The sequence below is a fragment of the Bradyrhizobium sp. Mp19 genome, from assembly GCF_029952935.1.
Taxonomy (GTDB): domain Bacteria; phylum Pseudomonadota; class Alphaproteobacteria; order Rhizobiales; family Xanthobacteraceae; genus Bradyrhizobium; species Bradyrhizobium elkanii.
This window is the reverse complement of the sequence record NZ_JASAUT010000051.1, coordinates 1-26871: the sequence shown is the minus strand read 5'-3', so window position 1 is coordinate 26871 and position 26871 is coordinate 1. Positions and strand designations below refer to the sequence as shown.

Annotated in this window: 31 protein-coding genes and 1 tRNA gene; 13 read left to right on the top strand and 19 right to left on the bottom strand. The window is 64.3% G+C overall.

The genetic code is table 11. The features are described from left to right. Positions 1 to 130: 130 nt before the first annotated feature. From QJT82_RS35515 to QJT82_RS35480, 8 genes are all read right to left on the bottom strand, one after another. Entirely contained in the window at positions 131 to 568 is a 438-nt protein-coding gene (locus QJT82_RS35515; protein ID WP_028343479.1) for a hypothetical protein, read from the bottom strand. Positions 569 to 968: 400 nt separating this feature from the next. After that, entirely contained in the window at positions 969 to 2354 is a 1386-nt protein-coding gene (locus tag QJT82_RS35510) for a sigma-54 dependent transcriptional regulator (protein WP_028343478.1), read from the bottom strand. A gap of 54 nt (positions 2355 to 2408) precedes the next feature. Further along, on the bottom strand, positions 2409 to 2759 hold the full coding sequence (gene fliN / locus QJT82_RS35505; protein WP_016844340.1) for a flagellar motor switch protein FliN: 351 nt from the start codon (positions 2757 to 2759) through the stop codon (positions 2409 to 2411). A gap of 20 nt (positions 2760 to 2779) precedes the next feature. Beyond that, entirely contained in the window at positions 2780 to 3403 is a 624-nt protein-coding gene (locus tag QJT82_RS35500; RefSeq protein WP_028343477.1) for a FliH/SctL family protein, read from the bottom strand. Beyond that, positions 3403 to 4488 (bottom strand): flagellar motor switch protein FliG, encoded by a 1086-nt coding sequence (fliG, locus tag QJT82_RS35495; RefSeq protein WP_018273552.1) that lies wholly within the window; start codon positions 4486 to 4488, stop codon positions 3403 to 3405. The genes QJT82_RS35500 and fliG overlap by 1 nt, the downstream gene beginning before the upstream one ends. Position 4489: 1 nt before the next feature. Continuing rightward, on the bottom strand, positions 4490 to 6115 hold the full coding sequence (fliF, locus tag QJT82_RS35490; RefSeq protein ID WP_028343476.1) for a flagellar basal-body MS-ring/collar protein FliF: 1626 nt from the start codon (positions 6113 to 6115) through the stop codon (positions 4490 to 4492). Positions 6116 to 6289: 174 nt separating this feature from the next. Continuing rightward, a complete protein-coding gene (locus QJT82_RS35485; RefSeq protein ID WP_002714638.1) occupies positions 6290 to 6565 on the bottom strand; it encodes a DUF1153 domain-containing protein in 276 nt (91 codons plus the stop codon). Between the two features lie 176 nt (positions 6566 to 6741). Then, a complete protein-coding gene (locus QJT82_RS35480; protein ID WP_028343475.1) occupies positions 6742 to 7602 on the bottom strand; it encodes a LysR substrate-binding domain-containing protein in 861 nt (286 codons plus the stop codon). Positions 7603 to 7706: 104 nt separating this feature from the next. Here QJT82_RS35480 and mdcA point away from each other — a divergent pair, with 104 nt between their 5' ends. The 3 genes from mdcA to QJT82_RS35465 are packed head-to-tail and all read left to right on the top strand — an operon-like array spanning position 7707 to position 11425. Further along, positions 7707 to 9338 carry a malonate decarboxylase subunit alpha gene (gene mdcA / locus QJT82_RS35475; protein ID WP_028343474.1) on the top strand — a complete coding sequence of 544 codons (1632 nt, stop codon included), beginning with the start codon at positions 7707 to 7709 and terminating at the stop codon, positions 9336 to 9338. Positions 9339 to 9350: 12 nt separating this feature from the next. Next, positions 9351 to 10610 (top strand): malonyl-CoA decarboxylase, encoded by a 1260-nt coding sequence (locus QJT82_RS35470; protein WP_080686909.1) that lies wholly within the window; start codon positions 9351 to 9353, stop codon positions 10608 to 10610. Positions 10611 to 10645: 35 nt separating this feature from the next. Then, entirely contained in the window at positions 10646 to 11425 is a 780-nt protein-coding gene (locus QJT82_RS35465; protein WP_028343473.1) for an alpha/beta hydrolase, read from the top strand. Between the two features lie 118 nt (positions 11426 to 11543). Here QJT82_RS35465 and opgC (QJT82_RS35460) read toward each other — a convergent pair whose 3' ends face one another. The 3 genes from opgC (QJT82_RS35460) to QJT82_RS35450 form a co-directional block, all read right to left on the bottom strand. Next, a complete protein-coding gene (gene opgC, locus QJT82_RS35460; RefSeq protein WP_281446685.1) occupies positions 11544 to 11984 on the bottom strand; it encodes an OpgC domain-containing protein in 441 nt (146 codons plus the stop codon). Between the two features lie 40 nt (positions 11985 to 12024). After that, complete coding sequence (gene opgC, locus QJT82_RS35455) at positions 12025 to 12771, bottom strand: OpgC domain-containing protein (protein WP_281446684.1); 747 nt, start codon at positions 12769 to 12771, stop codon at positions 12025 to 12027. A 124-nt stretch (positions 12772 to 12895) separates the two neighbouring features. Further along, entirely contained in the window at positions 12896 to 13075 is a 180-nt protein-coding gene (locus tag QJT82_RS35450; protein WP_100213586.1) for a hypothetical protein, read from the bottom strand. A 515-nt stretch (positions 13076 to 13590) separates the two neighbouring features. Here QJT82_RS35450 and QJT82_RS35445 point away from each other — a divergent pair. Further along, positions 13591 to 14568, top strand: a complete 978-nt coding sequence (locus QJT82_RS35445; RefSeq protein WP_028343471.1) for a helix-turn-helix domain-containing protein — start codon at positions 13591 to 13593, stop codon at positions 14566 to 14568. A 201-nt stretch (positions 14569 to 14769) separates the two neighbouring features. Here QJT82_RS35445 and QJT82_RS35440 read toward each other — a convergent pair whose 3' ends face one another. From QJT82_RS35440 to QJT82_RS35430, 3 genes are all read right to left on the bottom strand, one after another. Continuing rightward, entirely contained in the window at positions 14770 to 14970 is a 201-nt protein-coding gene (locus QJT82_RS35440; protein ID WP_028343470.1) for a hypothetical protein, read from the bottom strand. 146 nt (positions 14971 to 15116) lie between these two features. After that, a complete protein-coding gene (locus QJT82_RS35435) occupies positions 15117 to 15338 on the bottom strand; it encodes a hypothetical protein (protein WP_028343469.1) in 222 nt (73 codons plus the stop codon). Beyond that, positions 15339 to 15497, bottom strand: a complete 159-nt coding sequence (locus QJT82_RS35430; RefSeq protein WP_196238219.1) for a hypothetical protein — start codon at positions 15495 to 15497, stop codon at positions 15339 to 15341. Positions 15498 to 15661: 164 nt separating this feature from the next. On the opposite strand from QJT82_RS35430, the gene QJT82_RS35425 reads away from it, so the two are divergent. The 3 genes from QJT82_RS35425 to QJT82_RS35415 all read left to right on the top strand — a co-directional run bounded on the left by QJT82_RS35425 (position 15662) and on the right by QJT82_RS35415 (position 16484). Beyond that, on the top strand, positions 15662 to 15847 hold the full coding sequence (locus tag QJT82_RS35425) for a DUF3606 domain-containing protein (RefSeq protein ID WP_028343468.1): 186 nt from the start codon (positions 15662 to 15664) through the stop codon (positions 15845 to 15847). A gap of 1 nt (position 15848) precedes the next feature. Next, entirely contained in the window at positions 15849 to 16025 is a 177-nt protein-coding gene (locus QJT82_RS35420) for a DUF2934 domain-containing protein (RefSeq protein WP_155258709.1), read from the top strand. Between the two features lie 114 nt (positions 16026 to 16139). Continuing rightward, positions 16140 to 16484, top strand: coding sequence for a DUF1236 domain-containing protein (locus QJT82_RS35415; protein WP_028333446.1), 345 nt, complete (start codon positions 16140 to 16142; stop codon positions 16482 to 16484). A 113-nt stretch (positions 16485 to 16597) separates the two neighbouring features. Here QJT82_RS35415 and QJT82_RS35410 read toward each other — a convergent pair whose 3' ends face one another. The 3 genes from QJT82_RS35410 to QJT82_RS35400 all read right to left on the bottom strand — a co-directional run bounded on the left by QJT82_RS35410 (position 16598) and on the right by QJT82_RS35400 (position 19487). Then, positions 16598 to 16816 (bottom strand): hypothetical protein, encoded by a 219-nt coding sequence (locus QJT82_RS35410; protein WP_051448078.1) that lies wholly within the window; start codon positions 16814 to 16816, stop codon positions 16598 to 16600. Positions 16817 to 17179: 363 nt separating this feature from the next. Next, positions 17180 to 17893 (bottom strand): flagellar hook capping FlgD N-terminal domain-containing protein, encoded by a 714-nt coding sequence (locus tag QJT82_RS35405; RefSeq protein ID WP_016844363.1) that lies wholly within the window; start codon positions 17891 to 17893, stop codon positions 17180 to 17182. A gap of 10 nt (positions 17894 to 17903) precedes the next feature. Next, positions 17904 to 19487 carry a flagellar hook-length control protein FliK gene (locus QJT82_RS35400; protein WP_051448077.1) on the bottom strand — a complete coding sequence of 528 codons (1584 nt, stop codon included), beginning with the start codon at positions 19485 to 19487 and terminating at the stop codon, positions 17904 to 17906. Positions 19488 to 19845: 358 nt separating this feature from the next. Between QJT82_RS35400 and mnmA the strand changes: the two genes are divergently transcribed. The 6 genes from mnmA to QJT82_RS35370 all read left to right on the top strand — a co-directional run bounded on the left by mnmA (position 19846) and on the right by QJT82_RS35370 (position 24768). After that, positions 19846 to 21042, top strand: coding sequence for a tRNA 2-thiouridine(34) synthase MnmA (gene mnmA, locus QJT82_RS35395; protein ID WP_028343465.1), 1197 nt, complete (start codon positions 19846 to 19848; stop codon positions 21040 to 21042). A gap of 75 nt (positions 21043 to 21117) precedes the next feature. Continuing rightward, positions 21118 to 21756, top strand: a complete 639-nt coding sequence (locus QJT82_RS35390) for a methyltransferase domain-containing protein (protein WP_028333443.1) — start codon at positions 21118 to 21120, stop codon at positions 21754 to 21756. Positions 21757 to 21809: 53 nt separating this feature from the next. Further along, positions 21810 to 22175, top strand: a complete 366-nt coding sequence (locus tag QJT82_RS35385) for a hypothetical protein (RefSeq protein WP_028343464.1) — start codon at positions 21810 to 21812, stop codon at positions 22173 to 22175. Positions 22176 to 22291: 116 nt separating this feature from the next. After that, positions 22292 to 22368: transfer RNA gene (locus tag QJT82_RS35380), tRNA-Met, on the top strand. Positions 22369 to 23169: 801 nt separating this feature from the next. Further along, positions 23170 to 23775, top strand: coding sequence for a reverse transcriptase family protein (locus QJT82_RS35375; RefSeq protein WP_259244847.1), 606 nt, complete (start codon positions 23170 to 23172; stop codon positions 23773 to 23775). Positions 23776 to 23835: 60 nt separating this feature from the next. Further along, a complete protein-coding gene (locus tag QJT82_RS35370) occupies positions 23836 to 24768 on the top strand; it encodes a trypsin-like peptidase domain-containing protein (protein ID WP_245288854.1) in 933 nt (310 codons plus the stop codon). Positions 24769 to 24849: 81 nt separating this feature from the next. Here QJT82_RS35370 and QJT82_RS35365 read toward each other — a convergent pair whose 3' ends face one another. Together QJT82_RS35365 and QJT82_RS35360 are read right to left on the bottom strand one after the other, a co-directional pair. After that, complete coding sequence (locus QJT82_RS35365) at positions 24850 to 26271, bottom strand: hypothetical protein (RefSeq protein ID WP_028343463.1); 1422 nt, start codon at positions 26269 to 26271, stop codon at positions 24850 to 24852. Then, complete coding sequence (locus QJT82_RS35360; RefSeq protein ID WP_028343462.1) at positions 26268 to 26660, bottom strand: hypothetical protein; 393 nt, start codon at positions 26658 to 26660, stop codon at positions 26268 to 26270. The genes QJT82_RS35365 and QJT82_RS35360 overlap by 4 nt, the downstream gene beginning before the upstream one ends. Positions 26661 to 26871: the final 211 nt, after the last annotated feature.

The following is a 26871-nucleotide window of genomic DNA, read 5'->3' as shown; positions in this document are numbered from 1 at the left end:
TTTCGGAGGGGCAGACACGGAATTGGCGGCCGGCGCGGTCGAGGTTGATCCCTGTCAGACGACCCTGAGATAAGTCTTCGAGTTCGTCGGATTCGGGCCAAAACCGGACTAAGCCGTCCTCGACCGTCGACTATAGGCCGGCCTCACTTACCGCAGACCTTCGCAGTCCCCACAGCACCGTGACTGAAGCCAATACAATGGTCAGCCCGACAGAGATGAACCCAAGCGTCACAAGCGCTTCTCGCCATGGCCGACCGCTGTGACCGGCAGCGGTAATCGGCGAGAGCGCGGCCGTCCCAAAGATCGCCGCCAGGGTCGTGAAGGCCCGATTGCCATACGTGCCGTACAGCACTGTCCAATAAGTTATCGCTTTCTGGCGCGTCTGCAATTTCACTTCGGACCATATGGCGCCCAGCGCAATAACAAACGTGCCGTTCATGACACTTTCAAGATGTGCCGCAAGTCCCATGCGTTGGTTTTGAAAGCTCGCTTCAACGAAGCCGGTCAGCAAGCCAAGCAGAAAAAGGAACATCCCGCGCCAAAGCAGACGCCGCTTGCCATCTTCCATAAGGGGACCTCGCCGAAATTGAGAATACGCAGCAAAACTCGGTCAGCTGCGCAAGCACGGAGCATCGCGATCAAGAACGGAAGCTTCTAACTGTTTGCGGCGCCCTATTTGGATGGCTCCGCCTTGACGATGTCGGCGGTGACAAGGACGATGTCGTCCTTTCCATCATTCTTATGCCAATGCAACGTGGTCCCGGGCTCACCGGTCGTGTCCCCCGGGTGGAAGGTCTGCGAACTGCCATCATCGCGGGTAACTGTGTCCGCGCCCTGCAGGGGAAATAAACAACCGATGGTCGGTCCTTGTGGCTGTGCATGCCGATATGCCTGCCGGGCTCAATGGTGAGCACTCGCAGGCGCAATTGCCTTTAGTCGCGGCAGGAGCACCCTGCCGCTCGCGGTCCTCAGCCGGCGTTCGCCATCCGTTGATAGTCGGGCGCGCCATTGCCGGCCGGGGTGATCGGAATGCCGCCGTCGGCATATTCGTTCAGCTTGTTGCGCAGCGTGCGGATCGAGATGCCGAGGATGTTGGCGGCATGGGTGCGGTTGCCGAGGCAGTGCTTCAGCGTTTCCAGGATCAGGTCGCGCTCGACATCGGCGACGGTGCGGCCGACCAGCGCGCGGGTGACCTGCTCGGCGGCAAGCGTCGCGTGCGCAACCGCAGGTGCGGTCTTGGCGAGGTCGAGCCGGTCGCCGTCGGGGGTCAGGATCGCGTCCGCACCAATCTCGTCGCCCTGCGCCATCAGGACCGAGCGATGGATGGTGTTCTCGAGCTCGCGGACGTTGCCCTGCCAGCGGTTCGCGGTCAGGACGCGGCGGGCATCAGTCGAGATCGGACGGACCGGCATGCCGTTGGCCTCGGCATATTTCCTGGCGAAATGCTGCGCCAGCTCGAGGATGTCGGCCGGGCGGTCGCGCAGCGGCGGAATCTTCAGGTTGACGACGTTGAGGCGGAACAGCAGGTCTTCGCGGAAGGTGCCTTCGCGCACCGCCTCCGACAGGTTGCGGTTCGAGGTCGCGATGATGCGGATGTCGACCGGGACCGGCCTGGTGCCGCCGACGCGGTCGATCACGCGCTCCTGGATCGCGCGCAGCAGCTTGGATTGCAGCCGAACGTCCATCTCGGAGATTTCGTCGAGCAGCAGCGTGCCGCCGGTCGCTTCCTCGAACTTGCCGATGCGGCGCGCCACCGCGCCGGTGAAGGCGCCCTTCTCATGGCCGAACAGCTCGGATTCCAGGAGGTGCTCGGGGATCGCGGCGCAGTTGATCGAGATGAACGGCCGCTTGGCGCGGGCCGAGCGGGAATGGACGTAGCGCGCCAGCACTTCCTTGCCGGTGCCGGACTCGCCGGTGATCATGACGGAGGCGTCCGAGCCTGCGATCTGCTGCGCCAGCTTGATCACCCGGCCCATCGCCTCGTCGCGGTAGATCAAATCGCGCGCGTCGTTGGCGACCGCGGCCAGCACCGCTGCGATCAGCTCGGGATCCGGCGGCAGCGGGATGTATTCCTTGGCGCCGGCATGGATCGCGGCGACCGCGGCGCGGGCGTCGTTGGAGATGCCGCAGGCGACGATCGGCACGTGGATGTGCTCGGCGTCGAGCCGCATCACGAGGTCGCGGATGTCGAGACCGACGTCGACCAGCAGGAGGTCGGCGCCCTTGCCGCCGCGCAGCACGTTCATCGCCTGTTCGGCGGCCTCGGCGTGGGTCACGGAGGCGCCGTTGTCCATCGCGATCTTGGTCGCGGTGGTGAGCTGGCCCTTCAGGGTGCCAACGATGAGAAGCCGCATGATGATCTCCTGTTCGTCTGGTCGCGCAGGTTCCGCGCGCTACCGCCTGAGTTGTTAAGAGCGTTCTGCCTTGATGATTTCGGTCATGGTCACGCCGAGCTTGTCTTCCACCAGCACCACTTCGCCGCGCGCCACCAGGCGGTTGTTGACGTAGATGTCGATCGCCTCGCCGACGCGGCGGTCGAGTTCGAGCACGGTGCCCGGTCCGAGCTTCAAGAGGTCGCCGACGTCCATCTTGGAGCGGCCGAGCACCGCCGAGACCTGCACCGGCACGTCGAACACGGCCTCGAGATCGGCCGCGATGCGGGCGGCATGCTCATCCTCGTTGTAACCGATGTCGTCGATCCCGGGCGCCTCGGCGGAGTTGAGATCGGGAAGCGGGACTTGGGTGTCGGTGTCGCTCATGGTTCAGCCCTCAATCGCCTTCAGCCGGCCTGGCCGCGGGACGCCAGATAGCGCCCGACGAGTTCGTTGATCTTGCCTTCGATCGCGGCGCGTTCCAGGACGACGCCGCCATCGGCCCATTCGATCCGGCAGTCGCCGGTCGCAATCGTCGGCTCGGCCAGGATCACCAGCCGGCCCTGGAAGCCGGAGTCCGCCGCCATCCGCTCGATATTGTCATGCGCCGCCTCGTAGAGCGCGTCATTGATGCGGACCACGAGATGCGGCGTCGCCACCAGATGCGAGAAGCAGTCAGAGACCAGCGCGGTGATCTCGCCGAGCGGCTCCCGCGCGATCAGCTCGGAACAAAGCTTGCGGGCGACCGCCACCGCGACGTCCACTGCCTCGGTCTCCATCCGCGTCTCGATGCCGGCGAAGCGCGCCGCGATGCCCTTGATCGCGGTGCCGATCTCCTCGAGCGCCTGCGCGGCGCGGCGGTCGCTCTCGACCTTGGCCTCGCGCAGCGCGGCCTCGTAGCCGGCGCGATAGGCCCGCGCCTCGGCATCGGCGACCTTCTGCGCGACCTCGGCCGGCGTCGGCGCGCGTTCGCGCGCGCGGTCCGGCGCCGAGAAATCCGTGTCGAACAGGAATTTTGCGGGCGCGGCCATCAATACACCAGCTCGTCGTCGGCGCGGTTCTTGGTCAGCGTGATCTCGCCGCGAGCGGCGAGGTCCTTGGCGAGGTTGACCAGAAGCGCCTGCGCCTCGTCGACATCGCGCAGCCGCACCGGGCCCATCGCGGCCATGTCGTCCATTAGCATCTTGCCGGCACGCGAGGACATGTTGCCGAGGAAGAAGCTGCGCACCTCCTCGTTGGCGCTCTTCAGCGCGACGCCGAGCTTGTCCTTGTCGATGTTGCGCATCAGCGTCTGGGCCGAGGCGGTATCGAGCTTGATCAGATCGTCGAAGGTGAACATCAGCGCCTTGATGCGCTCGGCGGATTCGCGGTTTTCCTCTTCCAGCGAGGTGATGAAGCGGGTCTCGGTCTGGCGGTCGAAATTGTTGAAGATCTCGGCCATCACCTCATGGGCGTCGCGGCGGCGGGTCTGCGACAGGTTCGACATGAATTCGGTGCGCAGCGTCTGCTCGACGCGCTCGATGACTTCCTTCTGCACCGCCTCCATCCGCAGCATGCGGCCGACCACGTCGAGCGCGATGTCCTCGGGCAGGATCGCGAGCACGCGCGCGGCGTGCTCCGGCTTCAGCTTCGACAGCACCACGGCGATGGTCTGCGGGTATTCGTTCTTGAGGTAGTTGGCGAGCACCTCTTCCTGCACGTTGGAGAGCTTCTCCCACATGTTGCGGCCGGCCGGGCCGCGGATCTCGTCCATGATGCCGGAGACGCGCTCGGCCGGCAGGTATTGCTGCAGCAGCCGTTCGGTGGCGTCGAAATTGCCCATCAGCGCGCCCGAGGCCGACATCCGCGAGACGAATTCCAGCATCAGGTCCTCGACCACGTCGGCCTCGACGGTGCCGAGGGTCGACATGTGGACCGACAGCTCGCGGACTTCCTCGTCGTCGAGCATCGACCAGATCTTGCCGCCATACTGCTCGCCGAGCGCGAGCATCAGGATCGCCGCGCGCTTCGGGCCTGGCAACGGCTTGCCCTTGGGCCGGGCGCTTTGCCGGTTTGCCAGCGTCGAGAGGACGGTGGCGATGTCGTTGGCGTTGGTGGTCTGGGGTACGGCGGCCATGTCAGTTCTCTACCGGCTCGCTCAGCCATTGACGGACGATGGAGACGGTTTCGTTCGGATTGCGTTCGGCGAGCTCGCCGACCCGATGCACGGCCTGGGCGTGGACCTGACCCTGGATCTGGGCGACGTCGATCAATTGCGCCGCGCCGCTGCCGCTCGGGATCAGCGCCTGACCAGGCGTGCCGGTGCTCTCGGGCGCTTCGGCCAGCGCGGGCATGCCCGCGCCGGTCAGCGCCGGAATGACGTCGGCCGCGACGATGCGCTTGACCAGCGGACGGACCACCATGAACAGCACGACCAGGCCGAGCATCATCATGACGCCGAGCTCGATGACGTACATCACGTCATCCTTGGTGAATTGCAGCATGCCGAGCAGGCCGGTCGGCTCGGCGATCGGCTGCGCGGCGGGCGGCTCGGCGAAGCGCAGGTTGACGACCTCGACCTGGTCGCCGCGCTTCTGGTCGAAGCCGATCGCGGAGCGGACCAAAGCGGCGATGCGGTCGAGCTGCTCCTTGGTGCGATCCTGATAGACCAGCTCGCCCTTTTCGTTCTTGGAGTAGCTGCCGTCGACCAGCACCGCGACCGAGATGCGGTTGACGCGGCCGGCCTCGGTCACTTCGGTCTTGGTGGTGCGGGAAATCTCGTAATTGTTGGTCTCTTCGCTCTTCTTGCTCTGGTCGCGGGCGCGGGCGGCATTGTCCTGGTTCTGGCTGCCCGGCAGCTCGTTGGCGACGGTGACCTGGCCAGAATTGTCGGCGGTGAGGCTCGATTCCTCGCGGGTCTGGGTCGAGCGCAGCACCCGGCCTTCGGGGTCGAACTTGTCCGAGGTCTGGGTGATCTTGTTGTAGTCGAAGTCGGCGGAGAGCTGGACGCGGGCGCGGCCGGTGCCGACCACCGAGGAGACGATGTCCTCGACCTGCTTGCGCATCCGCTTCTCGAAGGCGGCGCGGCGCTCATCGCCAACCGCGGCGTCGGCATCAGACTGGGCGCCGTCGGCGAGCAGCTGGCCGGCCTCGTCGACGATCGAGACCCGCTGCGGCTTCAGCCCGTTGACCGCGGAGGCGACGACGTGGCGGATCGCCCGGATCTGCTGCGGCTCCAGCGCGCCGCGCACCCTGAGCACGATCGAAGCTGATGGTTCGGGCGTCTCGCGCGAGAACAGCGGCTTCTCCGGCAGCACGAGGTGGACGCGCGCGGCCTGGACGCGGTCGATGGCACGGATGGTGCGGGCGAGCTCGCCCTCCAGCGCCCGCAGATGATTGATGTTCTGGACGAAGCTCGTGGTGCCCAAGGCATCCGATTTGTCGAAAATCTCGTAGCCGACGCCGCCGCCCTTGGGCATGCCGCCCTCGGCGAGCTTCATCCTGAGCCGCGTCACCTTGTCCTTCGGCACCATGATCGCGGCGCCGTCATTGCGCAGCTCGAACGGGATCGCCTGGCGCTCCAGCTCCTTGATGATTCCAGAGGAATCCTCGGTCGACAGGTCGGTGAAGAGGGTGGTCATCTGTGGCGTCGTGACGCGCATGATGACGAAAGCGAAGAAGCCGATCAGGGCCGCGGTGACCGCAACCATGGCCGCGAGGCGGGCCGCACCAAGACCTCTCAGGAAAGCAACCAGACTTTGCACCAACGGCCCCCAGGGATTCGGCCCGCGCGGGTCCGACTGGGCAAATATTGCCTAGGGTATGGTTTCCATATGGTTAACGAAGGTTAAGGACCGCGGCAAAATCGCGGACATGAAAAAAACCGGCTTCGCAAGGCGAGGCCGGTTTTCGTCAAATGCCACAGGATCGGCGCCGAATTACTGCCGATATTGCTGGATGCGGGTGGTGCGCAGCCCGGCCAGACCGTGCTGGTCGATCGAGAACTGCCAGGAAAGGAATTCATCGACGGTCAATGTGTAGCGGCTGCAGGCCTCCTCGAGGGAGAGCAGGCCGCCGCGGACCGCAGCGACGACTTCGGCCTTGCGGCGGATGACCCACCGTTTGGTACCGGGGGCCGGCAAATCCGCAATCGTTAACGGGCTGCCGTCAGGCCCGATGACGTATTTCACCCTCGGGCGATGGGGTTCTGTCATGGCGTACTCACAAACTCTCAACCACTGAACTCGCAAGGGGTAAGCTACGCCTCCCGGTTTAAAATTTGCCTAAGCCCAAGCGTTCAATACGAATCTCGTTGGAACGGCCGGGAACAGCGCCGGGCTGCCCGTCGGCAGGCAGACCGGCGCGCGGCGCAATTCGCGGTTCGGCGCACTCAGATCGTGGGGCGCAGGGGACCGCGCGCCAGCGTCAGCAAGGCATCGGCAAGCGCCTCCGAGGCCTTGTCCGGCCGTCTTTTCTCGTAGATGGCGAATTCCAGGTCGGGAAGCGGCGGCAGGCCGTCGCCAATTCCGAGAATGCGCAGGCCGGTGGTGACGGCGCTGAGCGGCAGCGGGGTGACGGCAAGGCCCGCGACGGCGGCGGCGCGGACGCCGGTCAGGCTCGGGCTGGTATAGACGATCTCCCAGCCGAGCTCACCGTCGCGCAGCGCGGAGAGCGCGGCATCGCGCGACACCGATCGTTCGCGGTACAGCGCCAGCGGCAGCGGCGCGCCGGGAACGAGATCGAACGTTTCCGCCGCGGTCCACACCAGCGGCTCGCGCCACACCAGGCGGCCCTTCGACGTTCCGAGCGGCCGCTTGGCGAACACCAGATCGAGCCGGCCCGCATTGAGCTGCTCGATCAGTTCGGCGCTGACGCCGATCTGCACCTCGAGCTTGACCCCGCGATGCAGCGCGGCGAAGCGGCCCAGCGCCGACGGCAATGAGCCGCCGGCGACTTCCTCGACCACGCCGAGACGGACCGAGCCGGACAGCCGCGGCGCCACCAGCCGCTGCCGCGCCGCCTCCTCGAGCTGCAGCAAACGCCGCGCATCCCCGAGCAGCATCTCGCCTTCGTCGGTCAACGCGACACTGCGCGTCGTGCGCCGGAACAGCGGCCGCCGGGTCTCGAGCTCGAGCCGCTTGATCTGCTGGCTGATGGTCGACTGGGTCAGATGCAATTGCTCGGCGGCGCGGTGGAAGCCGCCGCAATCGGCGACCGCGACGAAAGCCCGCAAGAGTTCGAGGTCGAGCATCGATTAATCCATAATTGTAATCAATCATATTATAGAATATCGTTTCTGTTATCAATTCCGGCCGCCTACCTTCGCTTCAGATGATCAAGCAAGGAGAGGCCATCATGTCGGAGACGACACAACGAACCGATCGCACGGCGCGCTTGGCGCGCGCGCGAGCTGTCTGCGGCACGAGTGGAAAGGTCTGCCCGCCCGACCGCGCGATCGAGCTGCTGGAGGCGGTCATCGCATCTGGCGACCGGGTGGCGCTCGAGGGCGATAACCAGAAGCAGGCGGATTTCCTGGCCGCGTGTCTCGCCGGGGTGGACCCGGCGCGGGTGCACGATCTGCACATGGTGCAGTCGGTGCTCGCGCTTCCCGATCATCTCGCGGTGTTCGAACGCGGCATCGCCAACCGCCTGGACTTCGCTTTTGCCGGCCCGCAGAGCCGCCGCCTCGCCGAGCTCGTCGCCGCCAAGGCGCTGCGGATCGGCGCGATCCATACCTATCTCGAGCTTTACGCGCGGATGCTGGTGGATCTGACGCCGCAGGTTGCGCTCATCGTGGCCGACAAGGCCGACCGCGACGGCAATCTGTACACCGGTCCGAACACCGAGGACACGCCGACCATCGCCGAGGCCGCGGCGTTCCGCGGTGGCGTCGTCGTGGCGCAGGTCAACGAGATCGTCGATCGCCTGCCGCGCGTCGATATCCCCGGCGACTGGGTCGATGTCGTGGTGCCCGGTCCGAAGCCGTATGCGATCGATCCGCTGTTCACGCGCGATCCCGCCAAGGTCAGGGACGAGAACGTCCTGATGGCGATGATGGCGATCTCGGCGGTGTACGAACCTTATCAGGTGACACGGCTCAATCACGGCATCGGCTATGCCACCGCGGCGATCGAGCTGATCCTGCCGACCTTTGCCGCCAAGCGCGGGCTGAAGGGCAAGGTCGCGCGGAATTTCGTGCTCAACCCGCATCCGACGCTGATCCCCGCCATCGAAGCCGGCTTCGTCGACAACGTCTATTGCTTCGGCTCGGAGCTCGGCATGGAGCGCTATGTCGCCAGCCGTCCCGATGTGTTTCCGGTCGGCGCCGACGGCAATCTGCGCTCCAACCGCGCGCTGGCGCAGGTCGCCGGACAATATGCCTGCGATCTGTTCGTCGGCGGCACCTTGCAGATCGATCCGGAGGGCAACAGCTCGACCGCCACCAAGGACCGCATCACCGGCTTCGGCGGTGCGCCGAACATGGGCGCCGATCCGCGCGGCCGGCGCCACGACAGCGTTGCCTGGCTGCGCGCCGGCGAGGAAGCAGGCGAGCGCCTGCGCGGCCGCAAGCTGGTGGTGCAGATGGTCCAGACCCGTCAACCGAACGGCGCGCCGAGCTTCGTCGAGCGCCTTGACGCGTTCGACCTCGCGGCCTCGGCCGGCTTCGCGCTGCCGCCCGTCATGATCCATGGCGACGACGTCACCCACGTGATCACCGAGCGCGGCGTCTGCAACCTGTTGCGCTGCCGCTCGCCGCAGGAGCGCGAGGCCGCCCTGCGCGCGGTCGCCGGCGACACCGAATTCGGCCGGCGGCTGGACGCCGGGACGACCGACGGCCTGCGCCGCCGCGGCATCGTGATGCTGCCGTCCGATCTCGGCCTCGACGTCGAGACGGCGACGCGCGACTGGCTCGCCGCGAAATCGATCGACGACCTCGTCACCGCATCGGGCGGCCTCTACGCGCCGCCCGCCAAATTCCGCCGCTAGAAGGAGGCTTCCATGACCCACGCCGAGCACATCCCGAGCAGCCCACCGGCCTCGCTCGACCAAGCGAGGCAGCTCGCCGCGGCGCTGTTGTCCGAGCGCGGCGAAGCGTCGGGCGCCCTGATCGCGCGCCAATTGCAGCAGACCATGCGCGCGCTCGATGCCGACGGCCGGCACGGTTTTCAACGCTATCTGGCGGGCGCGTTTCAGCCCGACGCGGCGGCGCTGCAGGATGCGGCGAAGCGTTATCTTGCCGACGGCACGGCGGTGGCCGCGGCCGCTTTGGCCGACGCCGCCGATCCGCCGCGGCAGGAGGTGTTGAGGCGGATGAACATGGCGCCGGGCGGCACGGCGAGCCTGATCGCGATGCGCAGCGAGATCGCCAGCCGTCTTGGCTCCGAACCGGAGCTGAAGCTGCTCGATGCTGATCTCAAGCATCTGTTCGTCTCATGGTTCAATCGCGGCTTCCTCGAGCTTCGTCGCATCGACTGGCAGTCGCCGGCCGCCGTGCTCGAGAAGCTGATCGCCTATGAGGCGGTGCACGAGATCAAGGGCTGGGACGATCTGCGCCGCCGCCTTGCGCCCGACCGCCGCTGCTTTGCCTTCTTCCATCCCGCGCTGCCCGGCGAGCCGCTGATCTTCGTCGAGGTCGCGCTGGTACAGGGATTGGCCACCGCCGTGCCGCCGCTGCTGGTGCAGGATGCGGATCAAGACAGCGCAGGCCTCAGGGCCACGCATGCCGACACCGCGATCTTCTATTCGATCTCCAATTGCCAGGACGGACTGCGCGGCGTGTCGTTCGGCAATTTCCTGATCAAGCAGGTGGTCGAGGAGCTGCAAACGGAATTCCCGCAGCTGAATTGCTTCTCCACGCTGTCACCGATCCCGGGCTTCCGGCGCTGGCTCGGCCAGCAGCCGCAATCCGGTGGCAATGACGTCGCGATGCTGCGCGAGCTGGACCGCGAAGGCTGGTGGCACGACGCGGCGACCTGCGAGACCTGGCGTCCGGTCCTGATGAGGCTGTGCGCGCAATATCTCACGCGCTCGCCGGCGTCCGGGAATCGCATCGATCCGGTGGCGCGCTTCCATCTCGGCAACGGTGCCCGATTGGAGCGGATCAACTGGCTCGGCAACACGGCCGATCGTGCGATGGCGGAATCTTTCGGCATCATGGTCAACTATCTTTACGATCACGACAGCATCGAGCGTAACCACGAGGCCTTTGCGCGCGTAGGAGAGATTGTCCGTTCACCGCAGGTGGACGCGCTTCTCTGATTTTCAACTCACCATACAGACAACGGAGCAGTAACATGATGATGAACAGACGCGCCTTCTCGACCGCCTTGCTCGCTGGAGCCGCGGCTTCACTGGTGTCCACGCGCGGCATGGCCGCCACCACGCCGCCGGTCAAGGCGCGCAACGTCGTGCTGGTGCACGGCCTGTTCGCCGACGGCTCCTGCTGGTCCGAGGTCATTCCGCGCTTGCAGGCGGCCGGGCTCAACGTGACGTCGGTGCAAAATCCGCTGACCACGCTGTCCGAAGCGGTTGCCTCCGCGCAGCGGGTGCTCGATCGCCAGGATGGTCCGACCGTGCTGGTCGGCCATTCCTTCTCCGGCATGATCGTCACCGAGGCCGGCGTGCATCCGAATGTCTCGGCGCTGGTCTATGTCGCGGCGCGCGCACCCGATGCGGACGAGGATTACACCGCGCTGGCCAAGACCTATCCGACGCCGCCCGCGAGCGCCGGCATCGTGTTCGACGGCGATGAGGGCCGGCTGAGCGAACAAGCGTTCCTGCGCGATTTCGCCGGCGACCTGCCGGAGGCGAAGGCGAAGGTGCTCTATGCCGTGCAGCAGCCGTTCCACAAGCAACTGCTGGCCGGCAAGACCAGCCATGCGGCCTGGCGCAGCAAGCCGAGCTACTACGCCGTCTCGACCGAAGACCGCACCATCAATCCGGATCTCGAGCGCTTCATGGCCAAGCGGATGGGCGCCACCACGATCGAGGTGAAGGCCAGCCATCTCGCGCTGATCTCGCAGCCGGACGCGATCGCGCGGCTGATCCTCGACGCCGCGCGGCAGTCGAGCTGAGTCTCGGCGTTGACCGTGCGTGGGAGAGCATCTGCCTCTCCCGCGCACGATGACGAAATCGCGTGGGGACGTAGTGACGCTTCCTGGGACCGCTTAGCGCCGGACCGGTCGGCGCGCCTTAGAGAATATGCGCGCCATGACCGTCGAAAATGCCGCGATCGCCGGCGCGCGGCACAAGATCATGTCCGGCGGTGTCGACATCCAGCGACCGGGCGCGCTTGGCGCCGAGCATGTTCAGCAGCGTCGCGACCGCGGTCATCGCAACGACACCGGCAAGACTGAGGCCGATCTGCATCGAGAGCCGGTTCGAGATGTCGAACAGGTCGCATTGGCTGGCGAGCGCCAGCAGGACGCCGAGACAATAGATCGGCAGCGAGTTCTCGCCACAACGCCTCGCGCTGCGCAGCATCGGCGTCGACAGCCCTCGCCAGCCCGCGGGAACCAGCCATGACGCCAGGATTGCAAGCGCCAGAAAATGCAGCAGCCGCAACGGGCTCAAATTTGACTTGTCCATTGGAAACAGCAGATCGGTCAGAGCCTGCGGCAAGTCGGAGGCCAAGCGGTCTTAGGAAGACAAATATGTCTGGCAACTCCTTGGCTCACAGAACGACATGGCTACGATCCGACTTGGGGCGCGACGTCACCCATCCCTGGATGGTCCTTCCCTCGATGACGTACCATGCGCCCAGCACGACCGGAAGCTGCCAGGCCAGCGGGTTGAAGAACCAGACGCCGTCGGGCCAGGCGGGAATGCTCCAGCCGAAGACGTGCACCAGCGCATAAAGCAACAGCGAAAGGCCAAGCGCCAGGTTCGGCGCTCGCAGCAGCAGCCACAGCAGCGGTGCGAACAACACGTGACAGATCACAAAGACCGGCAGGACGTCGGTATTGACGGGGTGGAATTGCAGCACTGCGGCGTGCGCAAGCGCTGCGCCCGGGCGTTCGAACAGAACCCGCGTATTGCTGTCGTCGGCGAGACGATCGCTGCCCGCGAGGTAGACGAGGATCGCGCAGGCGAGCGTCAGCAGCAGAAAGGCGGCATAGATATCCCATCCCCGCCGCAGCGAACGGCCGATCATGCCGCGCCAGCCGTCGCGCTGACGCGCCCTGCCGTAGGCCAGTGCGCAGGTGACGCCCGAGATGAACATGAATATTTCGGCGGCATCGCAGAAGCCATAGTTGCGCAGGGTCAGCCAGCTTCCGACGTTGTCTGGAATGTGATCGAGAAAGATCCACCATAACGCGATCCCGCGACAGACATCGATGCGCGGGTCGCGGCCGGTCGATCTGAACTCCGGCGGAATCTCGCCGAGCAATCGCTTCGAGCTGCGGGTTCGATCGTGCATCTGTCGATCTGTCCGGCGTGCCCGCGCGGCCTCATCGGACGTGGGTCGATGAGAGGCTCGGATGCTCCGAGGCGTGCGCGTGCCGGACTAGCCTCCGGCCAACCTGTATGATGGTGCGCTCCAGCTACCCGAGGGTTGGCGGCGCTTCCGCCGGCCAACCGCAATCACGGGGGCCGGGAGGATCGCTTTCCTCCGACGGAGCCTGCACGATTTCGCCGATGGCTGGCAACAAATGCTGCTTTCGCATTTCGGCGAGGCGGGCACGACAGTACTCATGATAAAGCATGTCGAATATGGTGGACATGATCGAACGCCTTCTTGATCACTTAGGTTGACTTTCCCACGTGACAGATTTCGACCATTTCAACCGGCGGCGATAACCGACAGTGCCGCAGGCAGTCCGACGCAACCAAAATCGATGTCAGTCGTTCTACTGAATGACCTGCGCGTGGCGTCTTAGCCAGGAAACCGCGTACAGGGGCATGACACTGATTTGCGCTTGCACGCCGCCCGGAATTTTTGAAACGAATCCGATGGCAGCAATTATAAATAGAGCGATCGCGACCGCGTCTTCTTAAAGGAGAAATTTCGCCGCGATTTTCATAAGCATTATATACGTAATATTCTAATCACCAAGTGAACCAGTTCACATCACCATCAATCACAGGCGAATGACACTAGCAGACCGATAGCGTAGCTTCTTGGACTGATGCGCACCGGTCAGGCGAAGGCCGGTGCGTGAATCGCAAAATGCAGATACTGGCTGTGGTGTGCCGCAGCATTTCATTCTGGTGTGTTTTGTGAAGGCTGGAGGTCCCCATGCCGACGGACGCAGCCAATTTCGCATCGTATCGATTTTCGACGCGCGACCTTCCGGAGCGCATTCGTATCCCGCTATGGCGCGAGCACTTTGGCCGCTGCGTCGTGCACGCCGATATCGAGCCGCTATCGGACATTGCCTTCCAGGCCGATGCGTCGCTGCGGGCGGTCCAGGGTTTGCGCATGCTGGCGCTGAAAGGCACGTCGATGCGTTTCAAGCGTTTGCAAGCGAACCTTGCCGATGGCGATGACTCCATCGGCGTGATTTTCTGCTCTCCGGGCAAAAGTCAGCTATCGCAGCGTGGCCGGGAAGCCGACCTTCGCGCCGGCGATGCGATCGCAATTCTGCACTCCGAGCCCGTCAGCGTCACCTATATCGACGGGTCGCAATTCGGTCTGGCCGTGCCGCGCGAGGCGCTTGCGCAGCGCGTGACCGACGTCGAAGGCCTGGCCATGCGGCCGATTTCGCACCGGACAGAAGCATTCCGATTGTTCACCTCATATCTGAAATCGGTGCTTAGAACGCGAGCGCTGAGCGCACCGAAGCTTCGCGATACGGTCGTGACCCATATCCACGATCTCGTCGCGCTCGCAATCGGCGAGTGTCCTGCACTGGGCGAGAGCAGCGCGAGCGCCGTCGTCGCCGCGCGGCACAGTGCAGTGCTCGACTACATTGCCGCTCACTTTCAGGAGCCCGGGCTCAGCGTTCAGGCGGTTGCACGTCGCCAGGGCATCTCGTCGCGCTATCTGCAGCGCCTGATGGCGTCATCGGGACCATCATTCACCGAGCGCATGAATGAATTGCGGCTCCAGCGGGCGCTCAAATTGCTCACCGAGGCCGATGCCGGCCGTCGGCGAATTTCCGATATCGCGCTCGAGGTCGGCTTCTCGGATGTTTCGTATTTCAACCGTCTGTTCCGAACCCGTTTCGGCGATTCGCCGCGCGGTGTCCGGCTCGCACGAAAGGGCTCCCACTGAGCCGCGCCGCCCTGATCGGGATGGGCGCGAGATGCTGCCTTGGGGGTGACCGCTCCGGAGCGGAGGGCGAGGTGGGTTGGAGCCGGCTGCAAGTCTGGTTAGGTCAAACCGGCGGTGGGGCGGGCTCGAGCCTCGATCGCCTCTCGGGGCAATGCGCGCATTAGCTTATGTGAATCGAACCAACTTATGTGAATCGAAGCGCTACGGCGGCGGCTCCGCTCCCGGAGTGGCGAGCCATTCTTCGATCTGGACGGCGCGCTCGGCCTCGCGGGCCTTCTTGAGAAGTCGTTCCCGCTCGGTGCCGGGAGGCAGGTGCGAGGCCCTCATGCGGGCCGCCTCTTCCAGCTGAATGAGGCGGTATGCGAGCGTCGTGGTTTGCTTGAAGCGATTGCGGCGTTTCATTTGTGCAATTGGTGTTTCAAACCCTGGTGCAGGTCCGAACCACGCTCGGCGGCGTTTGTTCCTATTGAACGGCGAGGCGTGCCCTGTCCTGGCCGCGTCTTTGAGAGCGCCAAGCGGCGGGCCGAGCTGAGAACGACCGTTCCCCGTCAGACGTTCGTCGAAGCCAGGGGGATGCGGAAGAGTTCGCTGTCGCCCTCATCGCGAACCGAAATGAAATTGCCGTCGCGAACCATCTCCGGCTTTTCAGTCCCGATCCGGTGAGCGATGAAGCTGCCGTGATCCTTGGCGTCCTTGTCGTCGGCACAGTCGTGACCGAGGACGTCATGTGCGGGGATGTCGCCCGCGAGATGGAAGAAATATCTGGGCATCTAGGTCAGCTTGTCCAAATTGCCGAACGGCTTCGCCGGCGGCGCGTTCTCGGCCTTCTTGATCTGCTGCGCGCCTTCCTCGGCAAGCCTGCCATCGTTGATGATCTCGGCGATGAGCTGCTTGACCCGTCCGCCGATCCTGTCTGCAATGCTTGTCATGGCTCACCCTTGTTCATCTCTCACGACTGAAGTATCGCTCGCGAATAATGTTCCTCCGAGGGGTGACAGCCCACCCATCCGGAAAAGGAACAAATAACTGTCCGGAAGATTGGATCGCCAACAACGGCCGAAGCTCGGGCCGAGCGGCTGACGCGAGAAGTCCGGTGACGAAACGCCTGACCAGGAAAGAGCAGTTCGATCGATCGAAGATCAACGTGCACGATCTGCGTCAGGTGAGATGCTGGACGCATGCCCTCGGCGTGTCGCGCGAACAGCTGCGTAAAGCCGTCGAGAAGGTCGGTGACTCCGCCGTGACGGTTCGCAAGGAGCTCGGGATTCCCGAGGAATGACATGGCCACCGAACAGCAAATCCGGAATTACGCGCGGCAGCTCTGGGAGAAGGCCGGAAAGCCCGACGGCAGGGACAAGGAATTCTGGCACGCGGCCGAGGTCGAGCTGAATGCGGAGAGCGAAAGTCCGGACGCGCCAACACCGGACCAGCCGAACAAGACGACCATTCCCGGATGAACGCCTTGGCGCGAGGTGCGTGCCGGCGGCGCGATTGATCGGGATCCTCCGTTAGGAACATTGCCATTCTGTCGCGGTTCTCGAAACGCCGCATGGAGCGGTGAGGAGGACGTTATGAAAAAGCTGGTTCTGATTTCTGTTGCCGCCGTATTGGCGTCGACGGGCGCTTTCGCCCAGAGCACGATTGTCGGCACGACCGGTGCCGGACATGCCGCCACCGTGCAGATCGAGCCGCAGTACCGTACGCGAATCCACAGCTATGTGACCGAACACAAGATCCGTCCCGTCGAGACGCGGGAGAGGATCGTCGTCGGCTCGCCTGTGCCGCGCGAGGTCGAGCTTGAAGCGGTGCCTGCCGATTGGGGCCCGTCGCTCACCAGATATCGCTATGTCTATACCGGCCAGCGCGTCATGCTGGTCGATCCCGACACCCGTACGGTCGTGCAGGAAGTCGAGTGAGGCCGCTGTGACGGCGGGCCGCCGGGAACGGCGGCGGCCCGCGCTCAGCCGGAACGCCTGATCTAGAGGGCAAGCGCCGTTCGGTCAGCGGCCATCGACCGCGTCGGCCGCGATCAGAGACCGATGCTGGCCACAGCCGCTTGCGCGATCCCCTTCGCGTCGAGGGCGCCGGTCTTGCCGATCTCGATAACCTTGCGGGCCACGATCTCGCAAAGCGGATCGTTCCGATCAACCAGACCCATCGAATGCAGCGCCAGGCTGAACGCCCTGTTGAAGAGCTCGATTTGCTCCGGCGTGTATTCGCCCGTCTTCAGCAAGCGATTGATCGGCATTGTCGAGCCCCACAGCAAGCAGCCAATTGACATGGCTATAGCATGGAACCGTCGCGATCGGCACCCGGCTTTCCCTGCGCCCTCTACAACAGAGAAGGCGGAACGAACAGCAAAGCTCGGGCAAATCATGTCGCGAGAATGCGGATGTTTGACTCACCGGCCGAACCACATATTCGGTGTCGTCCCTGCGAAAGCAGGGACCCATAACCACAAATGCTGATTGTTGAACGATGCTGGGACGACGAGTCCCCTTCTCAACACCCGCTGCGGCGTATGGGTCCCTGCTTTCGCAGGGACGACATTGGTGATTGTGGTGAGCGCGGTCGCCCGCTCAACGCGCAGCTACGGATCGTGGTAATGTGCTCAGCTCGAGCCAGTCGCCCCGCGCACCACGCGCTTGATCTTGTCGGTGGTGTAGGTCTGCCCGCCGATCGAGAGCAGCGGCGGGGAGGCGGTCAGGTCGACGGAATCGACGACGCCCTGCACCTCGGTCGAGATGGCGATCGGGTTGCCCTTGGAATCCTTGCCGGTGGCGGTCAGCGTGTAGGTGCCGGCCGGCCATTGCGTGCCGTCGTTGCCCTTGCCGTCCCAGACGAAGCTGGCATTGCCCTGCTTCAGACTGAAATTGCCGGAATAGGCGGTCTGGCCCGTCGCGCTCGTGATCGTGATGGTGGCGCTGGTGGCTTGCGGGGACACCAGATTCCAGGTCGCGGATTTGTCGAACTGCGTCTTGCTGCCGTCGACCGCGACCGTGTTGCCGACATAGACCAGCGCCTGGGTGGACTGCGCGCTCTTCTCGATCTCGATCAGCGACTTCAGCTGATCGTTGGATTTCAGCTGCTGCTCGACGCCGGCGAACTGCACCAGCTGCTGGGTGAACTGGTTGGTGTCGAGCGGGTCGAGCGGGTTCTGGTTCTGCAACTGCGTGGTCAGCAGCGTCAGGAAGGTCTGGAAATTGTCGGCGATGCCCTGCGACGAGGTCGTCAGGCCGCTGCCGCTGCTGCTTCCAGAGTTCGTTCCGTTGCTGGTGCCCGGTGCAGAGACGACGGGCGTCGGCATGGTTGCATCGACTGCCATGGTGAACTCCTTACACTCTGATATCGACGCCGCCGAGGGCGCCGGTTGCACGGCCGTAGGAGCGGCCCGCCGCTGCGGCGGGAACGCTGTCCTCCTCAGTGACGATCAAACGATGGGCGTTCGGATTGGACTGGCCATTGTTGTTCTGGCCCGACTGCGACTGGTCGCGCAGGCTGAACTGCAATCCGCCATTGCCGGTCGAGAGGCCGGCATTGTCGAGCGCGCGCTGCAGCTGGTTGGCGTCCTGGCGCAGCATCGACAGCGTTTCCGGGCGTTCGACGGTGAGATGCGAGGTGACCTGGCCGTTGCGATCGACATCGATGCGGACGTCGATGCGGCCGAGCTCGGCGGGGTCGAGCCGGATCTCGAAGCGACTCTTGCCGCTCTTGGCGGAGGCGGCGATCTGCATCGCAAGCCCGCTGAGCGGCACGGCGGCGCTTTGCGCGGCGTTGGTTACGGTCAATTGTGCGGTCGCAGACGACGTCGTCTGGGTAGTCGCCAATTGAGCCTGGAATGTATTGGCCGCCTGCGCGCTGGAATCGGGCGTCGCGAGCGCGGACTGCGCAGCCGCCTGGCCGCCGACTGTCGGCGCGGCGTTGCCGTCGCCCTTGGCATCCGACTTGATGGCATCGGCCGCGCCGTCCGCGGCGGCCTTCGCCTTGCCGGCCACGGCGGTCGGTTGCGCGACTGCGGGGACGATGTTGGTCGGCGCGCCCTGCGCGGTGCCCTGGGCTGCACCGTCCTGATCGGCAGGGGCCGTCGCGGCCGCGTCCGTCGTGGCAACCTGCGCCTTGGCCTGCGTCGTCGTCTTCGTGGTGGGCGTTCCGGCGGCAACCGTGGCGGCGAGCGCCGCATCGCCGGTCGCCGTCGCGGCGCCCGGAACCGTCGTTGCATCGGCGGTGGTGATGACCTGCGCGTCGGTCTTGACGCCGGCCGCCTTGGCGACCTTGTCGGCATTCGCCGTGGCGGTCGCCGCGGTAGCGGTGTCGGCGCCGGCAGGCGCACCGCTGCCGGCAGCGGCACCCGCGCCGGCGATGGCGGAGCTTGCCGCGATGGCCGCAGCCGCGATCGCCAGTGGTGCTGTGGGCTGGTCCGACGGCGCGGCGGTTGTCGCGGTCGGAGCGGTTGCCGGTGTAGCGGCCGCGGCCGCGATCACGGCATTGACAGTCGTGGCCCCGGATGTGTCCGGCTGCGCAGCGGCTTGGGTCGCAGACGTCTTGTCATCGGTGGACTGCGTATCGGTGCTCGACTTCGAGTCGTCCGATTTCGATTTCGACTTGGTCTTGGGCGGCGCGTCGCCATCGCTGTCGATCTTGTTGTCGTCCCGAGAACTGCCGGAATCCCGCGACGTCCGGTCGGGGCCCGGGCTGGTGTCGCGGGGGCGCGCGTCGGTCGTCGAGGGCGGATCGTCGGACCGCCGCGAGGGCGCCGGCTCGGAGTCGTAGCGGCTGTCGTTTGTGGACGCAGTGTTGCTGTCGACCAGCGCGGCAAAGCCGTCGTTCCCCGCCTGCGAAGCGGGATCGGGCCGCGACGACCGCTGCGTCGCGCCCTGAAAAGACCGGCCTGCCAATGCTTCCGACGTGACGCTGACCACTGCCAACCCTCGCAAATGAGACTTCCGGCGTTTTGTCAGCAAGGAGTGGGCCAACCAGGGCGGGTAATAAATAATGAGTTATTTCATAAGGTTACGGGCTTCCCCGATCGGCTGGAGCGGGTTCCCGGCGGGTCTCCTTTTTGCCCGGCGGCAAGATTTGCCGTCCACGCGCGGCACGGCACAGCTTCCGCCGGATTGCCTCACCGGAATACGGCCTATATTAAAGGTGGCCTCCAACGCGTCCGAACCGACCGAACCGGCTTGGACGTGTTCTAAGGCTCTCTGGACAAAAGGCTTTTTCCAATATTGTCGCGGAGTGCATAAGCTCGCCGCGACAGTGACCAATGACCGCTTAAAGATGCTCAACAGTCTGGATCTCGAAGGCCGCCCTGAAGACACACGGATCGTCGTTGCCATGTCCGGCGGCGTCGACTCGTCGGTGACGGCTGCGCTGTTGAAGTCGCAGGGCTATGACGTGGTCGGGATCACGCTGCAGCTCTACGACCACGGCGCCGCGACCCATCGCAAGGGCGCCTGCTGCGCCGGCCGTGACATCCACGATGCGCGCAATGTCGCCGAGCGGATCGGCATCCCGCATTACGTGCTCGACTACGAAAGCCGCTTCAAGCAATCGGTGATCGACAATTTCGCCGACAGCTACGCGCTCGGCGAGACGCCGGTGCCGTGCATCGAGTGCAACCGTTCGGTCAAGTTTCGCGATCTGCTCGCGACCGCGCGCGAGCTCGGGGCGCAGGCGCTCGCCACCGGCCACTATGTCGCCTCGCGGCGGCTTGCCGACGGATCGCGCTCGCTGGTCTGTGCCGCGGATGCCGATCGCGACCAGAGCTATTTCCTGTTTGCGACCACGCGCGAGCAGCTCGACTTCCTGCGCTTCCCGCTCGGCGACATGACCAAGCCGCAGACCCGCGAGCTGGCGCGGCGCTTCGATCTCGAGGTCGCCGACAAGCAGGACAGCCAGGACATCTGTTTCGTGCCGACCGGCCGCTACACCGACATCATCGGACGGTTGAAGCCGAACGCGATCGCGCCGGGCGACATCGTCGATCTCGACGGTCATGTGATCGGCCAGCACCAGGGCATCGTTCATTTCACCGTCGGCCAGCGCAAGGGGCTCGGCATTGCCTCCGGCAGCCCGCTCTATGTGGTCAAGCTCGATGCGGCGACGCGCCGCGTCGTGGTCGGGCCGCGCGAGGCGCTGCGGATGGATCGCATCGCGCTGCGCGACGTCAACTGGATCGGCGACGGCGCGCTGGATCGCGTGATCGGCGAGGGCATCGAGCTCTATGTCCGGGTGCGTTCGACGCGCGCGCCGCAGCCGGCGTGGTTGCGCGCCGCCGATGGCGGCTATGAGGTCGAGCTCGTCGCCGGCGAGGAGGGCGTGTCGCCCGGCCAGGCCTGCGTGTTCTACGACGCAGCCTCCGGGCAGGCGCGTGTGCTCGGCGGTGGCTTCATCAGGAGTGCAAGCGCAAGCCGCGCAATACGGGCTGCGACGCAGGATGCGATGGCGCCGATTGCAGAAGCGGTTCGCGGATAGCGCATGATCCGGAAAAGTGGGGACCGGTTTTCCGCGACGATCATGCGCAAACAAGAGTAACTTCGGGGCAGGGGAATGGCTGGGGACATCGACCGCGAAGGGGTCGAAAAGGCGTATGGCCGCTGGGCACCGATCTACGATCTGGTGTTCGGCAAGGTGTTCGATCAGGGCCGTCAGTCGACGATCGCGGAAGCCGACCGGATCGGCGGACGCGTGCTCGACGTCGGCGTCGGCACCGGGCTGTCGCTGTCGGAATACAAGCGCACCACGAAACTATGCGGCGTCGATATATCCGAGCCGATGCTGCGGCGGGCGCTCAAACGCGTGCGCACGCAGGGCCTCAGCAATGTCGAGGCGCTGGCGGTGATGGACGCCAAGAATCTCGCGTTTCCGGATGCGTTCTTCGACGCGGTGGTCGCGCAATATGTCATCACCGCGGTGCCGGATCCCGAGGCGACGCTCGACGATTTCATCCGCGTGCTGAAGCCCGGCGGCGAGCTGATCCTGGTCAATCACATCGGCGCCGAGAGCGGCCCGCGCCGCGTCTTCGAGCTCGCCTTCGCGCCGCTGGCGCGGCGGCTCGGCTGGCGTCCGGAATTTCCGTGGGAGCGGCTGACCAATTGGGCGGCGAAGCATGGCGGGGTCAGCCTTGCGGAGCGCCGGCCGATGCCGCCGATGGGGCATTTCTCGCTGATCCGCTTCCGCAAATCGTGAGATTGCGGCGATTTTGACGTGGAACATCGGCGCGCCGTCACGGTTTTCTCGTCATGAGGATCAATCGAACACTCGCTTTATCCTGTGTGCTGATGATGGCACCCGCTGTGGCCGTGGCGCAGGCGCCGCCGACGTCAGCTACACCGCCGGCCCAGACCGCGCCACCGGCGCCGTCGCGCACCGCCGTGAATTGCGCGCCGCAGCAGCCTTCGCATCCCGGTGCTGTGGTTCCGGAAGGAACCACCACCGGGCAGAGCAGCCAGCCGCTGGCCGACAAGCTCGCCAAATCCGACGGGGTGTTGTGCCCGCCGGCCGGGGTTGATCCCGAAATGCGTGCGCCGACCCCGCAAGGCGGCAACACGCCGGTGATTCCACCGCCCGGCAGCCCTGGCGGCGACCCATCGGTGAGGCCGAAATAGCCTCTGCCTGCAATAAGTTGCTGCCCCGTCCGCCTTTGCTTGACAGGCGCGCATGCCACTCTTTATATGCCGCGCGTTCGCACCCGCGGCTCACCAGCCGCCGATGGCGAGCCCATGGCGGGGTAGCTCAGCTGGTTAGAGCACGGGAATCATAATCCTGGGGTCGGGGGTTCGAGTCCCTCCCCCGCTACCAGATCCAGCATAACCCCTTGATTTCCCAGACTTGGCCGATGGAAGTTTCGACGCGAGGGAGTCTCATTGATACATCCGAAGCGGCCGCTGATCAAATTCCACGGCCCAACCCACCGCACGACATAACGCCGCTCAAGATCAACGTGCCGCCCTAGCGGCGGCGGCTTATCGCCGCCATCCGTCCTTTAGTCATTGCAGCAGCTGCAGGTAGCGACAGGCATGGGCACCGTTTTTCAGGCGGGCAAATCGACGGCGTTGATCGTGCTATCGTGGGAGCTCACTCTCTTCTCCTACATCGGTTAGATGGGCGGGGATCTGAGCTCGTGAAGTTGGCGGAGGGCGCACTTGCTCCAAGCGAAGCGCACTGCATGCCGTCTTATGCCCAGGTCATCGTGCAGGAAGGTAAGAGTCGGAATTTCGATTCCTACAAATCGAGGACGTGGCACGCTAACGTTCCCGGGTGATGGTTACCGTGGGCGCGGTCGCGACCGCATGCTCTCTCTATCCTTGGGCGGGAGGCATTAGTCACTAATGCTCCCTGTCACCTAAGACTGCTGCTGATCCCGAAGCCCGATTTGGCGGAAGCGTTGATCTGCGAGCGTCGGCGACCTAAGGCCAAATATCCATGTGAATTTCCCAAGGAGGACGTGGCGCCAGCGCGATGCGCTGCTATTGAAGATGCTACGAGGTCTCCCCTCGCATGCGCGCTGTCGTAACTGCGGCGTAAGAGCGAAAGTCTAATCAAGGATCGTGCGCGCCACGTTGCTCGCTGAATGCCTGGCGTGATTGGAAGGGAGACCTCGTGCCCAGCCTTGCATCGTTCTTCGGCGCTCCTATCCGGGTCACCGTTCCAAACGAGCTCACGTGCGAAGCCGAGCTGCTGAAGTTTCTTGCTCTGTCGACAGCCGAACTCAAGAAGATTTGGTGGTTTCGGGGCCGGATGTATCAGAAGTTCGAGATTTCGAAAGGCGGACAAAAGAAGCGCGTCATAAGCGCACCGGACCGCCGATTGAAGATGCTGCAGACAAAGATCGCGTCCTCGCTCGCGTCGATATACAGACCGCGGAATCCCGTTCATGGCTTTGTGGACGGCCGCTCGGTCAAAACGAACGCTACGGCTCATCTCCGGAGCAAGTTCGTGTTGAACTTGGACATCGAAGGCTTCTTTATGGCCATCACGGAAGGACGCGTGTCCGGCCTAATGGGTGCGCTCGGCGTCGACGGTCGAGTCGCTGAAATCCTGGCGCGGATCTGCTGCAACGAGGGTGTCCTGCCCCAAGGCGCGCCTAGCAGTCCAGTAATTTCCAACATGATCTGCTTCCGGATGGACAAGGAATTGCAGACAATCGCGAAGGAAAGCCGCTGCATCTACACCAGGTATGCCGACGATATCACTTTCTCCAGCTAACAGCCGCTGACCTTGCTATTCGAAGGACCCCCGCCGCCGGCCGGGAATTTCCCGCTCGATTTGCTCAAGGATCGGCTTCGCGGAGCTTTCCGATCCAACGGCTTCGCGATCAATCCGCAGAAGATCCACTACGCCGACAAGCATTCGCGCCGAACAGTGACCGGCCTCAAGATCAACGAGTTCGTCAACGTCGACCGAAAATACGTACGAAACACCCGCGCAGCCTTGTTCGTGACCGAAACACGAGGCGCTGCGGTCGCCCAGAAGATTCTCAAAGACAAGTATGGTCGCGAAGCGACGCTCGCGTCGCATCTTCGCGGACGGATATCCTGGGTGGGGCACATCAAGGGACCTTCGGACCCGATTTTCCGTGGTCTGGCCTCGCGCTACAACAAGCTCTTCCCTTCCGAGAAACTCGAAATTCTGCCAACGAATTTGGAGATCAGGGAGCGCGCGGTGTGGGTAGTCGAGCATTGGGCAGATGACGCAGCGGAAGGCAGCGCGCAGGGCACGGCTTTCTTCTTGAAGTCAGTGGGTCTCGTTACGGCCTGGCATTGCGTGGAGGGGGCGACAGAGATCGCGGTCTATCACCCCAGCAAGACTTCGAATAAATTCAAGGTGACGGTCGCCAAGAACGACGCGCATCGGGACTTGGCCGTGCTCGCACACGAAATACCCGTCACCGAGTACTACGAGTTCGACATCTCGAAACGCACATTCAAGGTCGGCGACAATACGACGGCGATTGGATTTCCGAGCTTCGGCCCAGGCGACAAGATCAACGTCCGATCCGGGTCGATAACCTCGTTGCCCACGAAGAGCGCCGTCCCGATGATCGAGGTGACGCAAAAGCTCTCGCAAGGCATGTCCGGCGGTCCGTTGCTCGATGATGACGGCGCGGTCGCCGGTGTCAATCATAAAGGCGGACCAGGAGAGGCCAGAGATTTCGCCGTGCACGTGAACGCGCTGACCGACTGGCTGAGCAAGTCGTAGAGATGTCCGGACCATGGCTTCAAGGCGCCCTTGGGCGGACTCAGGCGCCTGGCGATACCCACAACGACTTAGGCGATTTCGCTACATGAAGAAGCGAAACTGATACGGTGTCGAACCCAGGCCGTCCATGCGCTTGACGACGCGCGCGAGCACTTTCGCGTAAGCCATCGTCACCGGCAGCATGTCGTACAGCGCGTCGTTGTTCCAATCCATCTTCGCGAGAGCGAGAGCCGAACGCGCCGTGTCGTCCCAACTACCATGGCCCGCGTGGCGCACCAGACGGATCGGGCGCGGCGTGCTACGACCTCCTTGATAATATGAGCGTTCGGCAACGCCCTTCACGTCGCCGTGCATCCAAAGCAGGCACTCCCGATCCCCGAGCGGGATCAGCGTGCCGCGTTCAACTGGATAGCCGAAAGGCTTTCCTTTAGCGCCGCCTTGCCGGTCGCGTTCGATCCTGACGCCGCGCCAGCCCACGTCCTCAACGACCTGCACCAAGTCGACCGCCTCGCAGAGATGCAACGCCTCCATGCAGCCGTCGATCTCCTCCTTCTTGAACTCTGTAGTCTTGTGCACCGTGACCCTGCGAGGCGTGCGGCCCGAGTGCCTTCTGCGATAGAGGTCCAACGATCTGCTCATGACACGGAACATCTCGGTCCGGGACATGAAAGGGTTTTCTCGCTGAACTTCGATTTCGTGGGCGTCGTAGGCGACAAACTCGAGACCGGCACCTTCGGCGTCGAAGACCTGACTGCAGCATGTTACGAAGCGCGGCCGGTCCGATTCGGTCGGACGCACCGCGTAGGAGAGACCGATATAGGCGGCCTCAGGATCCGTGTCAGCGAGCTTCCAGGGGACGCCTCCCGCCTTCGCGTAAATCGCAAGTCCGATGCGCCACATGACGCTTGCGCGGTCCGGATAGGCGAGCGCGCGGTCTTCGCGTACCAATTGGATCGGAATGCGTCGCGCGGCGGTCGCCGCCTTGAGGTGGTCGTGGAGGTCGAAATCGTCGCCGGCGGACCCCACGAAGCCCGCGGCCCAGCTTTGCGGGATGTAGATGAAGACAATGTCGAACGCATCCCGACGCGCCTCGAGAGATTGGATGGCGCGAATCAGCCGATCCGCCAACACGACGTGGGGCCTAGCCGAGTCCTTCATCTCGAACTCCAGCCGATCGTCCAACTCGAAGTGGCAATCCTTAACGGCGCCTCGCATATCGAGATTGAACGCCTTGCGGAAGCCGGGCCAGGCCGGGAGGTAGTCCTTGCGTTCGGTCGCCTTGAACTCGGCCGCGAGTTCTTTCATGAAGCCGTAGAGTCGCGCCCCCTGCCGGGCCGGTGCGATCGTCGCGATCCGAATGGGGTTGGGGACTAGGCCTGACGAATAGGGACCAAACCGCAACAGCCCGCGCAGGGGGTGCAGGTCGACGTCGGATGTTCGCTCGGGATGGAATGCGAGCTCGGCTTCCGGGATGAAAAGGTGAGGCGATATCTCGCTCGTCATGGGCGGCCTCTTCCTGAGTAAGCTGTCGTATCGTCGAGCCTGAAGGCCGCATCCACGCCCGCGCTGATGCCGAGGGCCAGGATATCGCGCTCCGGGCACGCGAACAGCGTCGACCAGAACGAGAGAAGGGCATTGAGCGCCGGATTGTAGCGCCTCACTGTGCGCTCGCGGGCAAAATCGGTCGCCGCGGTTCTGTTCCCCTGCGTGATGCCTTCGAACACGGTGCGCGGCTCGAGCAGAAGCCAGAGCCGCTCGTCCGCCCAATCCAGCCGGATGCCCAGGCCCTCCCGCCAACTCAGTTCGGGATGCTTCGGTACCGTTCCACCGAGGCTGCCGGTCAGTTTCTTGAGCGGCCCCCACTTCGCGTCGTCGATCGAGGCCGGGGTCAAGAGATCGCTGCTTCGGCGACGATCTGCAGTCATCGCATGCGTTCGGGTCAGCGCGCGGGTCAACGCCTCACGGAGAAGCCCACGCTCTTGGCTTTCGTAGCGCAATCTGCCGCGCGGCAATCAGGGTGACAGTGCGCATTGCCTCGCCTTAATTGTTACCGGATCCTAAGCCGTTGCCTCACGTAAATTGCTCCCCTGGACCGGGAACGAG

What these genes read in the sequence shown, in the direction of transcription:
- QJT82_RS35385 (WP_028343464.1), top strand. Translation starts at nt 21,810, where the DNA reads ATGAGGATCAATCGAACACTCGCTTTATCCTGTGTGCTGATGATGGCA.
- QJT82_RS35515 (WP_028343479.1), bottom strand. Translation starts at nt 568, where the DNA reads ATGGAAGATGGCAAGCGGCGTCTGCTTTGGCGCGGGATGTTCCTTTTT.
- QJT82_RS35390 (WP_028333443.1), top strand. Translation starts at nt 21,118, where the DNA reads ATGGCTGGGGACATCGACCGCGAAGGGGTCGAAAAGGCGTATGGCCGC.
- QJT82_RS35405 (WP_016844363.1), bottom strand. Translation starts at nt 17,893, where the DNA reads ATGGCAGTCGATGCAACCATGCCGACGCCCGTCGTCTCTGCACCGGGC.
- QJT82_RS35435 (WP_028343469.1), bottom strand. Translation starts at nt 15,338, where the DNA reads ATGCCCAGATATTTCTTCCATCTCGCGGGCGACATCCCCGCACATGAC.
- QJT82_RS35410 (WP_051448078.1), bottom strand. Translation starts at nt 16,816, where the DNA reads ATGCCGATCAATCGCTTGCTGAAGACGGGCGAATACACGCCGGAGCAA.
- QJT82_RS35365 (WP_028343463.1), bottom strand. Translation starts at nt 26,271, where the DNA reads ATGACGAGCGAGATATCGCCTCACCTTTTCATCCCGGAAGCCGAGCTC.
- QJT82_RS35485 (WP_002714638.1), bottom strand. Translation starts at nt 6,565, where the DNA reads ATGACAGAACCCCATCGCCCGAGGGTGAAATACGTCATCGGGCCTGAC.
- QJT82_RS35480 (WP_028343475.1), bottom strand. Translation starts at nt 7,602, where the DNA reads ATGCTCGACCTCGAACTCTTGCGGGCTTTCGTCGCGGTCGCCGATTGC.
- QJT82_RS35440 (WP_028343470.1), bottom strand. Translation starts at nt 14,970, where the DNA reads ATGAAACGCCGCAATCGCTTCAAGCAAACCACGACGCTCGCATACCGC.
- QJT82_RS35500 (WP_028343477.1), bottom strand. Translation starts at nt 3,403, where the DNA reads ATGGCCGCGCCCGCAAAATTCCTGTTCGACACGGATTTCTCGGCGCCG.
- QJT82_RS35430 (WP_196238219.1), bottom strand. Translation starts at nt 15,497, where the DNA reads ATGACAAGCATTGCAGACAGGATCGGCGGACGGGTCAAGCAGCTCATC.
- QJT82_RS35470 (WP_080686909.1), top strand. Translation starts at nt 9,351, where the DNA reads ATGACCCACGCCGAGCACATCCCGAGCAGCCCACCGGCCTCGCTCGAC.
- QJT82_RS35465 (WP_028343473.1), top strand. Translation starts at nt 10,646, where the DNA reads ATGATGATGAACAGACGCGCCTTCTCGACCGCCTTGCTCGCTGGAGCC.
- fliG (WP_018273552.1), bottom strand. Translation starts at nt 4,488, where the DNA reads ATGGCCGCCGTACCCCAGACCACCAACGCCAACGACATCGCCACCGTC.
- mnmA (WP_028343465.1), top strand. Translation starts at nt 19,846, where the DNA reads ATGCTCAACAGTCTGGATCTCGAAGGCCGCCCTGAAGACACACGGATC.
- QJT82_RS35510 (WP_028343478.1), bottom strand. Translation starts at nt 2,354, where the DNA reads ATGCGGCTTCTCATCGTTGGCACCCTGAAGGGCCAGCTCACCACCGCG.
- QJT82_RS35445 (WP_028343471.1), top strand. Translation starts at nt 13,591, where the DNA reads ATGCCGACGGACGCAGCCAATTTCGCATCGTATCGATTTTCGACGCGC.
- mdcA (WP_028343474.1), top strand. Translation starts at nt 7,707, where the DNA reads ATGTCGGAGACGACACAACGAACCGATCGCACGGCGCGCTTGGCGCGC.
- QJT82_RS35415 (WP_028333446.1), top strand. Translation starts at nt 16,140, where the DNA reads ATGAAAAAGCTGGTTCTGATTTCTGTTGCCGCCGTATTGGCGTCGACG.
- opgC (WP_281446684.1), bottom strand. Translation starts at nt 12,771, where the DNA reads ATGCACGATCGAACCCGCAGCTCGAAGCGATTGCTCGGCGAGATTCCG.
- fliN (WP_016844340.1), bottom strand. Translation starts at nt 2,759, where the DNA reads ATGAGCGACACCGACACCCAAGTCCCGCTTCCCGATCTCAACTCCGCC.
- QJT82_RS35450 (WP_100213586.1), bottom strand. Translation starts at nt 13,075, where the DNA reads ATGTCCACCATATTCGACATGCTTTATCATGAGTACTGTCGTGCCCGC.
- QJT82_RS35420 (WP_155258709.1), top strand. Translation starts at nt 15,849, where the DNA reads ATGGCCACCGAACAGCAAATCCGGAATTACGCGCGGCAGCTCTGGGAG.